A 14,543-nucleotide genomic window follows, 5' to 3' on the forward strand; every position below is an offset into this window, starting at 1 on the left:
CCCCCCCCCCCCCCCCCCCCCCCCCCCCCCCCCCCCCCCCCCCCCCCCCCCCCCCCCCCCCCCCCCCCCCCCCCCCCCCCCCCCCCCCCCCCCCCCCCCCCCCCCCCCGGGGAGCTCACACGCGGACGAGCAGCTCGCCGTGCAGCATGCCGAGCCAGCCGTCGTCCGCGGCGGCCCAGCGCAGCCACGCGGCGGCGAGCTCGCCGAGCTCGTCCCGCGTGGCCAGGCCGTACGCCACGGCCTGCTCCGCGAACGCCGACGCCGTCGCGCGGCCGGCCCAGGAGCGGCCCCACCACTCCCGCTCGGCCGCCGACGCGTAGCACCACGACGACGCCGACGCGGTGACGTCGCGCAGACCCGCGGCGTGCGCCCAGGACAGCAGCCGCCGGCCGGCGTCGGGCTCGGCGTCGTTGGCGCGGGCCACGCGGCCGTACAGCTCCAGCCACCGGTCCAGGCCGGGGTCGGCGGGGTACCAGGTGGTGGCGGCGTAGTCGACGTCGCGCACCGCGAGCAGCCCGCCGGGCCGGCACACCCGCGCCATCTCGCGCAGCGCCGCCACCGGGTCGGTCAGGTGCTGGAGCACCTGGTGGGCGTGCACGACGTCGACCGAGTCGTCGGGCAGGTCGAGCGCGTACACGTCGCCGACGGCGAAGGTCACCGCCACGCCCTCGCGGGCCGCGAGCGCCCGCGCCTCGTCCAGCGGGTCGGCCGAGACGTCGAGGCCGAGCACCCGGCCCGGCGCCACCCGGCGGGCGAGGTCGACGGTGATCGTGCCTGGCCCGCAGCCGACGTCGAGCAGGTCGAGGCCGGGTCGCAGGTGCGTGAGCAGGTACGCCGCCGAGTTCTCCGCGGTGCGCCACCGGTGCGACTGCAGCACGGGCTCGGCGTGGCCGTGCGTGTAGGTGTCCACGCCGGCCATCCTGCTCCCGTCGTCCCACTCTGCGAAACGACGATCCCGGTCAGTGGGACAGGGCGTCCTCGGCGGCCGCCACGGCGCGCTCGCGGTCGGCCGGCACCAGGCCCAGGCGCACGCGGCGGTCGAGCAGGTCGGCGACCGTCCGCGCCCCCTCGGCCAGCGCCCCGAAGCGCAGCTCCCCCACCGTCTCCGGCCGGCCCTCGACCACCGGCCCGGCGCCGAGCGCGGCCACCCGCGGCGCCTCGGTGCCGTAGCGGGCCACCAGCCGGGCGGGCGCGGCCACCCGCGCCAGCTCGGTGGGCGACGCGGCGCCCACCAGCCGCAGCCGCGCGGTCGGCGAGCGGCGGGCGCCCCGGCCCAGCTTGGCGACGACCGCGTCGACCGCCTCCTCCGCCATCGCCCGGTACGTGGTGAGCTTGCCGCCGACCAGGGAGAGGACCGGTCCGTCCTCCCGCAGCAGGTGCCGGCGGGAGAGGTCGGCGGTGGCGTCGCCGGGGCCCGTCCCGGCCGACTCGGGCAGCACCAGCGGCCGCAGCCCCGCGTAGGCCCCGACGACGTCGTCGCGGGTCAGCGGCACCGCGAGCACCCGGTTCACCGTGCCGAGGAGCTGGTCCACCTCGGCGTCGGACGGCAGCGGGTCGCCGTCGGGGACCGGGCCGTCGACCGGCTCGTCGGTGAGGCCCAGGTACACCAGCCCGCCCGGCTGCGGCAGCGCGAACACGTACCGGGACCTAGAGCCCGGCAGCGGCACGGTGAGGGCGGCGAGCGGGTCGCCGAGCCGGCCGGCGCGGACCACCAGGTGCGAGCCGCGGGAGGGCGACAGCCGGATCCCCGGGGCGAGCGCCTGCGCCCACACGCCGGTCGCGTTGACCACGGCGCCGGCCCGCAGCGTCACCGGCGTCCCGTCGACGACGGCGGACACCTCGCGCCCGTCGACGCCGGTGACCCGCGCGCCGGTGAGCACCCGCGCGCCGTGCGCGGCGGCCGTGCGGGCCAGCGCCACGACCAGCCGGGCGTCGTCGGACAGCTGCCCGTCCCAGAAGACGGCGCCGCCGCGGCCGGGCACGACGGCGGGTGTCAGCCGCGCGACCTCGGCCGCGCCCACCCGCCGGGTCCCCGGCAGCGAGCCCGGGCCGCCCCGCACCGAGCGGCGCACCGCGTCGCCGAGCCGGCCGCCGAGCGCCCCGACGGCGCTGACGTCGCGGCCGGCGGCGTCGGGCACGAGGAACGGCAGCGCCCGCACCAGGTGCGGCGCGGTGGTGCGCATGAGGACGGCGCGCTCGCGGGCGCTCTCCCGCGCCAGGCCGATCTCGCCGTGCGCGAGGTAACGGAGCCCGCCGTGCACGAGCTTGCTCGACCAGCGGCTGGTGCCCGCGGCGAGGTCGGCCCGCTCCAGCAGCGCCACCGACAGGCCGCGCGCCGCGGCGTCGAGGGCCACGCCGGCGCCGGTCACTCCCCCGCCGACGACCACGACGTCGACGTCGGTGCTGGTCAGCGCCTCGAGGTCGGCCGCGCGTCGGGCCGGGGTGAGGTCGGGACCGCGCGGGGCCGGGCCGGTCACGTGCGGGGTCCCGGGCGGAGCACCGGCAGACTGTAGCCGTGCCCGAGCAGCCGGAGATGACCATCCAGGGATGGGGGCCCGGCAGCTCCCGCGTGGCCACCGTGGCCGACGCCGGGGAGGGAGCGGAGGAGACCGGCGGCGGGCTGGAGCTCACCCGCGACCCGGAGCTGCCGCTGCCGAAGGCGGCCCGCCGGCACCTGGCCCGGGAGCTGGGCTGGACGCCGCGCGCCACCCCGCCGGTCGCGGTCGGCGAGATCCGGTTGGCACCGTCCCGGCTGCCCGACGACGTGCGGGCCGCGCTGGAGGGCCTGCTCGGCGAGGAGCACGTGCGCACCGACCGCGAGTCGCGGCTGCGCCGCGCGGGCGGCAAGAGCTACCTGGACCTGCTGCGCCGCCGCGGGGGCGACGCCTCCGACGCCCCCGACGCCGTCGCGCTGCCCGGGAGCACCGCCGAGACCGCGGCGCTGCTGGCGCTGTGCAGCGAGCGCGACGTCGTCGTCGTGCCCTTCGGCGGCGGCACGAGCGTGGTCGGCGGGCTGGCCGGCGTCGATCCCGACGACCGCCCGTCGCTGTCGGTCGACCTGTCCCGGATGGCCTCGGTGTCTGACGTCGACGTGGCGTCCTCCCTGGTCACCGTGGGCCCGGGGATGCGCGGGCCAGCCCTGGAGGAGGCGCTGGTGGAGCACGGGCTCACGCTCGGGCACCTGCCGCAGAGCTTCGAGTTCGCGACCGTCGGCGGCTACGCGGCGACCCGCTCGGCCGGGCAGGCGTCCACCGGCGTGGGCCGCTTCGACGACCTCGTGGCCGGCCTGACCCTCGCCACCCCGTCGGGCGTCCTGGAGCTCGGGCACCCACCGGCGTCGGCGGCCGGACCCGACCTGCTGGGCCTCGCGCTCGGGTCGGAGGGCGCGCTCGGCGTCATCACCGAGGTGCGGCTGCGGGTGCGCCCCCGCCCGCGGACCGCCGTCTACGAGGGCTGGTCGTTCCGCACCTGGGAGGACGGGCTGGCCGGCCTGCAGCGGCTGGCCCGGCACGACCTGCTGCCCGACGTCGTCCGGCTGTCCGACCCCGAGGAGACCCGGGCCAACCTGCTCAACGCCGGCGGCGCCGGGGCGAGGCTGCTGCGCGGCACGCTGCGGGCCCGCGGCCGCGCCGAGGGGTGCCTGCTGGTCGTCGGCTGGGAGGGGCTGCCGCCGCTCGTGCGGGCCCGCCGGCGCGCGGCGGTCGGGGTGCTGCGCGAGCACGGCGCGGCCCGCGTGGGCCGGCGGGTCGGCGAGTCGTGGCGCCGGCACCGCTTCGCCGCGCCCTACCTGCGCGACCGGCTCATGGACGCGGGGCTGCTGGTGGAGACGCTGGAGACGGCGGCCACCTGGAGCGCGCTGCCCGCGGTGTACGACGCCGTCCGGCGGGCGCTGCGCGAGTCGCTCGGCGCGCCGGGGCGGCAGCCGCTGGTGATGAGCCACGTGTCGCACGGCTACGCCACCGGCGCGTCCCTCTACGTCACCGTGCTCGCCGACCGCGACGACGACCTGCCGCTGCAACAGTGGCTCGGGGCCAAGCGGGCGGCCACCGACGCGCTGCTGGCCGCCGGCGGCACGCTCACCCACCACCACGCCGTCGGGGCCGACCACCGCCCCTGGCTGGAGCGGGAGGTCGGCCCCCTCGGCGTCGACGTGCTGCGCGCGGTCAAGCAGCGGCTGGACCCGCGCGGCGTCTGCAACCCCGGCGTCCTGCTGCCGGACTGACCCCGCACGATCAGCCGGGCTCACCGCAGCGCGTCCTGGCTCACCGCCGGAGGTGAGCCAGGACGCAGCACGATCAGGTCACCTGGTCATGCGGGTGGGGTCCAGCCCGGCGGCGGCACCGACGGCGGGATCCCGCCGCGGCGGCGCAGCGACCGGGGCAGCCGGGGCGCGCGCTCAGGCACCGGAGCCCCCGCGCAGGGCGTGCCCCCCGGAGAAGACGTCCCCCGGGTCGACCGCGCGCTTGACGGCGAGCAGCCGCTCCCCCGTCTCCGCGTCCCACGCCGCCAGCACGCCGGCCGGACCGTCGACGTCACCGATGAAGTTGAGCAGCGCGCCGGGCGCCGTCCACGGCCCGAGCGCGGCCAGCACGCCCCGGCCCACCATCGGCACCACCTCGGTCAGCCCCGGCACCATCGGGCCGATCACGAACGCCGACCACGGCGCCCCGCGCCCGGACACCGCGCTCGGCGCCTCGCCCGGCCGGCCGAGCGCCCCGCCGAGCTGCCGGACCTCGACCATCGCCAGCGGCACCTCGACCTGCGGGCCAGCCGCGGCGAGCAGCGTGTCGACCGTCTCCTCCGTCAGGTCCGACAGCAGCACGCCCTTCTCCCAGCCGGGCATCGGGTCGGTCGGGTCCATGTGGACGGCGTCCAGCGCGGTCGGAGGCAGCGGCTCGATGCCGCCGAGCAGGACCTCGCCGGTGCCGCGCATCGGCTCGACGAGCGCCGCGGCGGCCACCGGGTCGTCGCCGGCGTAGAGGAAGCGCAGGTGCACCACGGTCTGCCCGCGCAGCGGCGGCGGCAGGAACTCCAGCGGCGGCAGCCGCAGCACGGCCACCGACGTGCTCGCCTCCTCCGGCAGGGTCGGCGCCCAGGTGCGGAAGGCGTGCAGGACCGAGGCGGCGTCGCGGCCGGTGAAGAACAGGCCGCCGCCGACCAGCGCCGGCACCGCGTACAGCCGGAACTCCAGCGCGGTCACGATGCCGAAGCTGCCCTTGCCGCCCCGCACCGCCCAGAACAGCTCCGGGTCGGACTGGGCGGTGACGGTGCGCAGCTCGCCGTCGGCGGTGACCATCTCGATCTCCAGCACGGAGTCGGCGGCGGCGCCGAAACGGCGGCCGAGCGGGCCGATGCCCCCGCCGAGGGTGTAGCCGACGACGCCGACGTCGGACGACGAGCCGCAGAGCCCGACCAGGCCGTGCGGCGCGGCGGCCGCGAGCACCGTGGCCCACTTGACCCCGGCCTCGACGCGCGCGGTCCGCCGCTCGGGGTCGACCCGTACGCCCTGCATGCGCGAGGTGGTCACCAGCACGGCGCCGTCGGCGTTGCGGACCGGCCCGTGCCCGGTGGCCTGGACGGCGACCGGCAGGCCGTGCGCGGTGGCGAACCGGACGGCGGCCACGACGTCGGCGGCGCACACCGCGCCGACGGCCACCGCGGGCGTGTGGGTGACCGCGGTGTTCCAGGTGGCCACCTCCGCGGCCAGCCCCTCGTCGCCGGCGGCGAGGACGGGGCCGCGGACCTCCAGGCGGAGGTCGTCGACGGCGGCGGGCGGCGGGAGCGGGCGGGAGGCGACCTCGGGCAGGGTCATGGCGGGTTCCTCGGGGGTCCGGAGCAGCGGGGGTCGGGTCGGGGACGACCCTGGCGACGCCGCCTTGACCGCCACTTGCGCGCGACTTGAGAGGAGCGGACCCCTCCCGTTCCGGCTCCGAACCTGGGACGATCCCGCGTCGTGCGGTACCGCGTCCTCGGCCCCCTCGAGGTCACCGGTCCCGACGGGCGGCCGGTCGACGTGGGCGGCGCCAAGCCCCGGGCGCTGCTGGCGCTGCTGCTCGCCGAGGCCGGGCGGGTGGTCGCCGTCGACCGCATCGTCGAGGCGCTCTGGGGAGAGCAGCCGCCGCCCACCGTGACCGGCACCCTGCAGGCCTACGTCTCCCACCTGCGGCGGGTGCTCGAGCCCGAGCGGGGGCCGCGCGAGCCGGCGAAGGTGCTGCTCACCCGCGCGCCGGGCTACCGGATCGACGTCGGCCCCGAGGACCTCGACAGCCTGCGCTTCGCCCGGCTCGTCGAGGAGGGCGACCGCGCCGCCGACACCGACCCGGCCGCCGCCGTCGCCGCGCTCGAGCGGGCGCTGGACCTCTGGCGTGGCGAGCCGCTGCCGGAGCTGGGCGAGGGTCCCGGCGCGGCCGACCGGCACCGGCTGACCGAGCTGCACGTCCGCGCGCGGGAGCGCCGCTGCGACGCCCTGCTCGCCGCCGGCCGAGCCGACGCCGCCGTCAGCGACCTCGAGCGCCTGGTCGCCGAGCATCCGTTGCGCGAGCGGCTCTGGGCCCGGCTGGTCACCGCCCTGTACGCGGCCGACCGGCAGGCCGACGCCCTCGACGCGCTGCGGCGCTGCACCGAGCTGCTGCGCGAGGAGCTCGGCATCGACCCCGGCCCCGAGCTGCGCGAGCTCGAGCGGGCCGTGCTGCGGCAGGACCCGGCCCTCGCCCGCCGCGCCCGCCCCGCGCTCACCGTCGTGCCCCCGCCGCCGCCCGCGCCGGCCCCGCTGGCTCCCCCGGCCGACGACGGGCTGGTCGGCCGGCAGGAGGAGCTGGCGCGGCTGCGCGCGGTCGCCGAGGGCGCCGCGGCCGGGCGCCCCGCCGTCGTCGTGCTGGGTGGCGAGGCGGGCATCGGCAAGACCCGGCTGGCCGAGGCGGTCGCCGCGATGAGCCGGGCCGCGGGGTGGGCGGTGGCCGAGAGCCGCTGCGCCGACGACGCCGGCGCGCCCCCGCTGTGGCCGTGGACCCAGGTGCTCGAGCAGCTGGACCAGGAGCCGCCGGACCCGACCGACGGCGACGACGACGCCGACGCCGCCCGGTTCCGGCTGTTCCAGGCGCTGCGCGCGCGGCTGGCGGCGGCCGCCGCGGCCCGCCCGGTGCTCGTCGTCCTCGACGACCTGCAGGGCGCCGATGCCACCTCGGTGCAGCTGCTCGGCCTGCTGGCCCGCCACCTGCCGCGGGTGCCGCTGCTGGTCGTGGTGACCGTGCGCAGCGTCGGGGAGGACCTGCCCGAGGCGGTCACCGACTGCCTGGCCCGGCTGGCCCGCGAGCCCGCCGCCACCACCCTCGCGCTCGGCGGCCTGGCCCCCGACGACGTCGCCTCGCTGCTCACCGCGCAGCTCGGCCGCACCGGCGACGCCCGCCTCGCCGCCACCGTGCACGACCGCACCGCCGGCAACCCGTTCTTCGTCGTCGAGCTGACCCGGTGGATGCGCGGCGCCCGCGACCTCTCGCTGGCCCGCGTCCCGGTGCCGCCGTCGGTGGTCGAGGTGCTGCGCACCCGGCTGTCGCGGCTGCCCGCCGGTGCCCGGCCGGTGCTCGAGCTGGCCGCGGTCGCCGGGCGCGAGGTGACGCTGGACCTGCTGCGCGCCGCCGGGGAGGACGCCGAGGCCGCGCTCGCCGCGCTGGACGCCGCGACCGCCGTCGGCCTGGTCGGCGAGGGGTCCGCGCCCTGGAGCTGGCGGTTCACCCACGCGCTGGTGCAGGAGGTGCTCGCCGACGACCTGCCGGCGCTGCGCCGCGCCCAGCTGCACGCCCGGCTGGGCGCGGCCCTGGAGCAGCGGGCGCCCGGCGGCCGGGCCGACGACGCGCTGGCCGAGCGGCTGGCGCACCACTTCGTCGAGGCCGCGCCGGTCGTCGGGCCGGCGTCCGGGCTGCACTGGTCGTCGGTGGCGGCCGGGATCGCGCGGGCCCGGCTGGCCGACGGCGAGGCCGCGCTGCACACCCGCCGGGCGCTGCGATTGCTCGACCCCTCGGCGCCCGACGCCACCCGCACCCGGCACGACCTGCTCACCGCGCTCGGCAACGACCTGCTGCGCAGCGGCCAGCGCACCGAGGCCCACGAGGTGGTGGGCGAGGCGCTGGCGCTGGCCCGCGAGCTCGGCGACCGGCGCTGCATGCTCGAGTCGGCCGCGGTCTGGGGCGAGGTCACGCTGTGGAACTGGCGCCCGCACGGCGTCGTCGACGGCGAGATGGTGGCACTGCTGGAGGACCTGCTCGAGCACTCCGACGAGATCGCGCCGGAGGCCACCGACGCCGAGCGGGACCGGCTGACCGCCCGCCTGCTCGGCACCCTCGGCGTGGAGCTCGCCTTCAGCGAGGACCTGCAGCGCGGCGTGCGGTACGCCGAGCGGGCGGTGACCCTGGCCCGCGGCGTCGGCGACCCGGAGCTGCTGGGCCGGACGCTGAACAACTTCTCGCTCGCGGTGTGGGGCCGCCCCGGCGCCGCCGAGCTGCGGCTGGCCGCCACCGACGAGGCGCTGGCCCTGGCCGGGCGGGGGCTGCCGCGGCGCACCGAGTTCTACGCCCGGCTGCACCGCGCGGCGATCCGGCTGCACCTCACCGACCGCGCCGGCTTCGAGGCCGACCTGGAGGCCGGGCGCCGGCTGGCGTTCTCGCTGTCGGGGCCCGAGGTGCGCCCGCACGTGCTGTGGCAGCAGGCCGGCGCCTCGTGGCTCGCCGGCGACGCCGCGCGCGCCGAGGAGCTGACGACCGAGGCGCACGAGCTCTACCGCCGGGTGACGCCGCACTCGCGGCACGCCTACGCCGCGCACCAGTTCGCGCTGCGCCGGGGCGACGGCCGGCTGCCCGAGGCGATCGGCCTGCTCGTGGAGACCGGCGACGAGGGCAACCCGCTGCTGCAGCTCATGGCCGTGGTGGCCGCCGCGGAGTCCGGCGACCTGGCCGAGGCCCGGCGGCTGCGCGCCCGCTGGGGCCGCACCCAGATCCGCGACTGGGCCAGCGACGTCGCTACGCTGCTGCAGGCCGAGGCCGCGCTGCACCTCGGCGACGAGGCCGAGATCACCATGGCCACCGTCGCGCTGCTGCCCTTCCGCGGCCGGCAGGCGGTGCTCGGGACGCCGGCGTTCAGCCTCGGCGCCTACGACGAGCTGCTCGGCCGGATCGCCGAGCAGACCGGCGACACCGTGGCCGCGCGCGACTGGTGGACCGGCGCCCGCGAGCAGGGCCGCCGGGTCGGCTCGCCGCACCAGGTGGCGCTGGCGGAGTCGCACCTGGAGCGGGTGCCGGCCGAGGGCGCGCACCGGCCGCCGCGGCGCCGCCGGACCGACCGGACGGCTCCCCCGCTCCCCCGCGCGGCCCGGGACGAACCGGCGCGGGGGCGCCCGGCCTGATCAGAGGGTGGTCGCGCGGCCGCCGTCGACCGGGATGACGGCGCCGGTCACGTACGCCCCGGCCCGGCTGGCCAGGTAGACGACGACGCCGGCCATGTCGTCGGGCCGCCCGATGCGGCCCAGCGGCGAGCTGGCGGCGATCTCGTCGCCGCGGGCGGCCAGCGTCGCGGCCATCATCTTCGACTCGAACGGGCCCGGGGCGACGGCGTTGACGGTGATCCGCCGCGGCCCGAGCTCCTTGGCCAGGTGCCGGGTGAGCTGGTGCACCGCGGCCTTGCTGGAGGAGTACGAGTAGGTCGGCAGCACCGGCACGTGCAGCCCGTCGATGCTGCCGACGTTGACCACGCGGGCCGGGTCGTCGTCGGTGGCCGCGGCCTCCAGCAGCGGCAGCATCGCGCGGGTGAGGAAGAACGGCGCCTTGACGTTGAGGTCGAGGACCTTGTCCCACGCCGAGGCGGGGAAGGTCTCCAGCGGCTCGCCCCAGGTGGCGCCGGCGTTGTTGACCAGCACGTGCACCCGCTCCTCGCGCCGGCCGACCTCCTCGGCCAGCCGGACGCACTCGGCCTCGGTGCTGATGTCGGCGGGGATCGACTCGACCCGGCCGAACGCCGACAGCTCGGCCACCGCCTCGTCGCCGGCCTCCGGCTTGCGGGAGCTGACGTAGACCGACGCGCCCGCCTGGAGCAGGCCGCGGGCCATCATCAGGCCGATGCCGCGGGTGCCGCCGGTGACGACGGCGACCTTCCCGGTGAGGTCGAACAGGTCCACGCGGTGCCTCCTCTGGGTGGGTGCCGTGCGACGGCCCGGCCACTGTGCCAGCCTCTCCCCCCGTGACTCCCGGAGCCTCCCCGTCCCTCGGCGCGACCAGCGAGGTCGGCCGGCTGCGCACCGTCGTGCTGCACCGGCCGGGCGCCGAGCTGCGCCGGCTGACCCCGCGCAACAACGACCAGCTGCTCTTCGACGGCGTGCCGTGGGTGGCCCGCGCGCAGGAGGAGCACGACGCGTTCGCCGCGGCGCTCACCGCGCGCGACGTCGAGGTGCTCTACCTCGGCCGGCTGCTGGCCGAGGTGCTGGAGGTGCCCGCCGCGCGCGAGGAGCTGGTGGCGGCCGCCGTCGACGACCCGCGGCTGGGCGCCACCCTCAAGCGCGCCACCACCGCGCACCTGGCCGGCCTCGCGTCCGACGACCTCGCCGCCACCCTGATGGCCGGCCTCGCGCACGACGAGCTGCGCGGCGGGCGCGGGCTGGCCTACGAGCTCATGGACCGCGGCGACTTCGTCGTCCCGCCGCTGCCCAACCTGCTGTTCACCCGCGACTCGTCGGTGTGGGTGGGCGACCAGGTGGCCATCACGTCGCTGGCCATGCCCGCGCGGCACCGGGAGAGCTCGATCACCCGGGCGATCGCCACCCACCACCCGCGCTTCGCCGGCACGGGCCAGCTCTACGACGCCTCGCTGGAGCACCTGGAGGGCGGCGACGTGCTGCTGCTCGCCCCGGGCGTGCTCGCCGTCGGCGTGGGCGAGCGGACGACGCCGGGGGGCGCGGAGCGGCTGGCCCGCCGGGTGTTCGCCCGGGGGCTCGCGCACACCGTGCTCGTCGTCCCGATCGCCCAGGAGCGGGCGACGATGCACCTGGACACGATCGCCACGATGGTCGACGTCGACGCGATGGTCATGTACCCCGCCGTCGCCGACTCGCTGGTCGCCTGGACGGTCACCGCCGAGGAGACGCCGGACGACGACACCACCGACCTGGTGGTGCGCGGCCCGCAGCCGTTCGTCGTCGCCGCGGCGCAGGCCATGGGCATCGACCGGCTCCGGGTGATCGACACCGGCCTGGACCCGGTCACCGCCGAGCGCGAGCAGTGGGACGACGGCAACAACACCCTGGCGCTCGCGCCGCGGCTGGCCGTGGCCTACGAGCGCAACACCGTCACCAACGCCGCGCTGGAGGCGGCCGGCATCGAGGTGGTCCGGATCGCGGGGTCCGAGCTCGGCAGCGGCCGCGGCGGCCCGCGGTGCATGTCGTGCCCCGTGTGGCGGGACGAGTCGTGACCGACACGGCGCGGCGCACGGGCCGCATCGCCGGGCTCGGGGGCGGGCTGGTCGGCTGGCTGGTCTTCGTCGAGTTCACCAGCGGCGTGCTGCAGGGTTACTACGTCCCGCTGCTGACCGACGTCGCCCGGCACCTCGACGTCCACGACGCCGACGTGAACTGGCTCGAGGCCGCCCAGCTCATGCTGTCGGCGATCGCCGTGCCGGTGCTGGCCAAGCTCGGCGACCTGTACGGCCACCGGCGGATGCTGCTGCTGTCGGCGGCCCTGGTCACCGCGGCCACCGGGGTGCTCGCCGTGGCGCAGGACTTCGGCGTGTTCCTCGCCGCCTGGGCGGTGCAGGGCGTCTACGCCGCGTGGCTGCCGCTGCAGGTGGCGCTCATCCACTCCCGCTCGCGCGGGCAGGCCGACGCCGCGGCCCGCACCCGCCGGGCCACCGGCCTGATCGTCGCCGCGCTGCAGGCCGGGGCGATCGTGGGCGCCCTGGGCGGCGGGCAGATCGGCGGCGCGCTGGCCGGGCGGTTCTGGCTGGTGCTGCTGGTCCCCGGCCTGCTCGTCGCGGGCGTCGTCGCGGTGGTGGCGCTGCGGGTGCCGGAGAGCACCGGCCGGCAGGACGGCGAGGTCGACGTCCCCGGCGTCGCGCTGCTCAGCGTGGTGCTGCTCGTGATCACCGGCGGGCTGACGTTCGTGCGGGTCAACGGCGCCGGCGAGCTCTGGCCGTGGCTGGTCACCGCGCTCGGCGTGCTGCTGGTGGTTCCGTTCGTGCGCTACGAGCTGCGCCGCACCGACCCGCTGGTCGACTTCCGGGTGCTGCGCTCGCCGAGCATGTGGCCGGTGCAGCTGACCGCCGGGCTCTTCGGCGTCAGCGTGCTGGGGGCGCAGGGGCCGCTGTCGACCTTCGCCCGCACCGACCCGGCGGTCCACGGCTACGGCCTGGGCCTGTCCACCAGCGAGGTGTCGATCGTCATCGGCGGCTACGTGGTGTCGATGCTGCTCGGGGCCGGCCAGTTCTCGCGGGTCTCGGCGGCCACCACGCCGCGGGTCACGCTCATCGGCGCCGCCACGCTCACCGGCCTGGGCTACCTGCTGCTCGTGCCGCTGCACGACACGCTGCCGCAGGTGCTCGGGGCGATGGTGGTCGCGGGGCTCGGCTCGGGCGCGCTGGTGGCGGCGCTGCCGGCCGCGGCCGCCGCGGCGGCGCCGGCCGGGCGCACCGGGGTGGCGACCGGGCTGACGAACACGACGAAGGTGCTCGGCGGCAGCCTCGCGTCGGCCGTGTTCGCCGTGGCGCTGGCCTCGGGCGCGCAGGGCACGGCCGGGTCGCTGTCGGGCTACGTGACCGTGTGGGTGGTCTGCGGGGTCACCGCGTGGCTGGCCGCGCTGTCGCTGGTGTTCGTGCCGCGGCTGGCGTTCTCCGACCGGCCCGAGGTCGCGGGCGTGCGGGAGGTCGCGTGAGGACCGCCCCGCTGCTGGCCGGCGCCGCGTCCGCGGGGGTGGCCGCCGGGGGCGTGGCGCTGGCCCGCCGGGTGGCCCGCTTCCGGCCCGCACCGGCCGCCGTCCCGCCCGCCGACGCCACCGGCCTGGACGCCGACGCCGCGGCCGCCCGCCTCGGCGAGCTCATCCGCATCCCCACCGTCTCCGCGCGCGACCGGGCCCTCGTCGACGCGAGCGCCTTCGCCCGGTTCCGCGACCGCCTCGCCGAGCTCTACCCGTACACCCACCGGGTGCTGGAGCGCGAGGTGCTCGGTCACGGGGCGCTCCTCTACCGCTGGCGCAGCGGCACCGACCGGCCGCCGCTGGTGCTCATGGCGCACCACGACGTCGTCCCGGTGACCGGGCAGGCGTGGACCCGCGACCCGTTCTCCGGCCTGGTCGAGGACGGCTGGGTGCACGGGCGCGGCGCCGTCGACGACAAGGGCTCGCTCGTGGCCGTGCTCGAGGCGGTGGAGTCGCTGGCCGCCGCCGGGCACACGCCGGCCCGCGACGTCTACGTCTTCTCCGGCGACGACGAGGAGGTCGCCGGCGTCGGCGCGCAGCTGGCGGTGCAGGCGTTCCGCGACCGCGGGATCACCCCGTGGGCGGTGGTCGACGAGGGCGGCGCCGTGGTGAGCGGCGTCTTCCCCGGCGTGCCCGGCCCGATCGCCGTCGTGGGGCTGGCGGAGAAGGGCCTGCTCGGCGTCGACCTGGTGGCCACCGACCCCGGCGGGCACGCGTCCTCCCCCACCCCCGGCGGGGCGCCGGCGCGGCTGGCGCGGGCGGTGCTGCGGCTGGACGCCGCCCCGTTCCCGGCGCGGCTGCACGACGTCGTGCTCGGCATGGTCGACGCCGCCGGGCGGCACGCGCCGGGCGCGTACCGGGCGCTGTTCGCGAACGCCCGGGCGCTGCGGCCGGTACTGGCGACGGCGCTGGCGCGGGCCAGCCGGGAGGCCAACGCGCTGGTGCGCACGACGGTCGCCGTCACCGAGCTCGAGGGCAGCAGCGCGCAGAACGTGCTGGCCACCCGGGCGCGGGCGCACTTGAACATCCGGATCGCGCTGGGCGAGACGGTGCAGTCGACGGTCGACCGGTTGCGGCGGGTGATCGCCGACCCCACCGTGGAGGTGCGGGTGACCGGCGGCAGCGACCCGTCGCCGGTGTCGCGCACCGACACCGAGGCCTACGCGGCGCTGGGTGCCGCGGTGCGGGCGGTGTACCCGGAGGCCGTCGTCGCGCCGTACCTGATGGTGCAGGCCAGCGACGCGCGGCACTTCGCGCAGATCAGCGACGCGGTCTACCGGTTCATGCCCTTCGACCTCTCCCGCGGCGAGCTCGACGCCCTGCACGCGGCCGACGAGCGGATCAGCGTCGCGGCGCTGCACCGGGGCGCGGTCTTCTTCCGACACCTCATCCGCTCGCTCTGAGCGGTGCACGTGCCTCCCGGGGCAGGTGTCCTCCCGGGCGGGGTCGTGCTCTGCACGCAGTCGTGTGCAGAGCACGAGCCGCGGGAGGGCACACGGCCTCCCGGACGCGGGGGGGGGGGGGGGGGGGGGGGGGGGGGGGGGGGGGGGGGGGGGGTGGGCGGGGGGCGGGGGGGGGGTGGGGGCGAGGCGGGTGTTG

Annotated in this window: 9 protein-coding genes; 5 read left to right on the forward strand and 4 right to left on the reverse strand. The window is 78.3% G+C overall.

Annotated features, from left to right (window positions below):
- Nucleotides 1–115 precede the first annotated feature (115 nt).
- Nucleotides 116–919 carry a methyltransferase domain-containing protein gene (locus ACI78R_RS22970; RefSeq protein ID WP_457042411.1) on the reverse strand — a complete coding sequence of 268 codons (804 nt, stop codon included), beginning with the start codon at nt 917–919 and terminating at the stop codon, nt 116–118.
- Nucleotides 920–959: 40 nt separating this feature from the next.
- The gene (locus ACI78R_RS22975; protein ID WP_457042412.1) at nt 960–2,477 is read right to left on the reverse strand and encodes a glycerol-3-phosphate dehydrogenase/oxidase; all 1,518 of its coding nucleotides are present in this window, start codon (nt 2,475–2,477) and stop codon (nt 960–962) included.
- A 38-nt stretch (nt 2,478–2,515) separates the two neighbouring features.
- Here ACI78R_RS22975 and ACI78R_RS22980 point away from each other — a divergent pair, with 38 nt between their 5' ends.
- Entirely contained in the window at nt 2,516–4,222 is a 1,707-nt protein-coding gene (locus ACI78R_RS22980) for an FAD-binding oxidoreductase (protein ID WP_457042413.1), read from the forward strand.
- 174 nt (nt 4,223–4,396) lie between these two features.
- On the opposite strand, the gene ACI78R_RS22985 is transcribed toward ACI78R_RS22980, so the two are convergent.
- Nucleotides 4,397–5,812 (reverse strand): FAD-binding oxidoreductase, encoded by a 1,416-nt coding sequence (locus tag ACI78R_RS22985; RefSeq protein WP_457042414.1) that lies wholly within the window; start codon nt 5,810–5,812, stop codon nt 4,397–4,399.
- A gap of 141 nt (nt 5,813–5,953) precedes the next feature.
- On the opposite strand from ACI78R_RS22985, the gene ACI78R_RS22990 reads away from it, so the two are divergent.
- Nucleotides 5,954–9,394 carry a BTAD domain-containing putative transcriptional regulator gene (locus ACI78R_RS22990; protein WP_457042415.1) on the forward strand — a complete coding sequence of 1,147 codons (3,441 nt, stop codon included), beginning with the start codon at nt 5,954–5,956 and terminating at the stop codon, nt 9,392–9,394.
- Here the strand turns inward: ACI78R_RS22990 and ACI78R_RS22995 are convergent, their stop codons facing one another.
- Nucleotides 9,395–10,162, reverse strand: a complete 768-nt coding sequence (locus ACI78R_RS22995; protein ID WP_457042416.1) for an SDR family oxidoreductase — start codon at nt 10,160–10,162, stop codon at nt 9,395–9,397. It lies immediately after the preceding gene.
- A gap of 62 nt (nt 10,163–10,224) precedes the next feature.
- Here ACI78R_RS22995 and ACI78R_RS23000 point away from each other — a divergent pair, with 62 nt between their 5' ends.
- The 3 genes from ACI78R_RS23000 to ACI78R_RS23010 are packed head-to-tail and all read left to right on the forward strand — an operon-like array spanning nt 10,225 to nt 14,347.
- A complete protein-coding gene (locus ACI78R_RS23000; protein WP_457042417.1) occupies nt 10,225–11,448 on the forward strand; it encodes an arginine deiminase in 1,224 nt (407 codons plus the stop codon).
- Nucleotides 11,445–12,902, forward strand: coding sequence for an MFS transporter (locus ACI78R_RS23005; RefSeq protein ID WP_457042418.1), 1,458 nt, complete (start codon nt 11,445–11,447; stop codon nt 12,900–12,902). The genes ACI78R_RS23000 and ACI78R_RS23005 overlap by 4 nt, the downstream gene beginning before the upstream one ends.
- On the forward strand, nt 12,899–14,347 hold the full coding sequence (locus tag ACI78R_RS23010) for a M20/M25/M40 family metallo-hydrolase (RefSeq protein WP_457042419.1): 1,449 nt from the start codon (nt 12,899–12,901) through the stop codon (nt 14,345–14,347). Before ACI78R_RS23005 ends, ACI78R_RS23010 begins: the two co-directional genes overlap by 4 nt.
- The last annotated feature ends 196 nt before the right edge of the window (nt 14,348–14,543 follow it).

The organism is Geodermatophilus sp. SYSU D01106 (genome assembly GCF_054049995.1).

What these genes read in the sequence shown, in the direction of transcription:
- ACI78R_RS22970 (WP_457042411.1), bottom strand. Translation starts at nt 919, where the DNA reads ATGGCCGGCGTGGACACCTACACGCACGGCCACGCCGAGCCCGTGCTG.
- ACI78R_RS22985 (WP_457042414.1), bottom strand. Translation starts at nt 5,812, where the DNA reads ATGACCCTGCCCGAGGTCGCCTCCCGCCCGCTCCCGCCGCCCGCCGCC.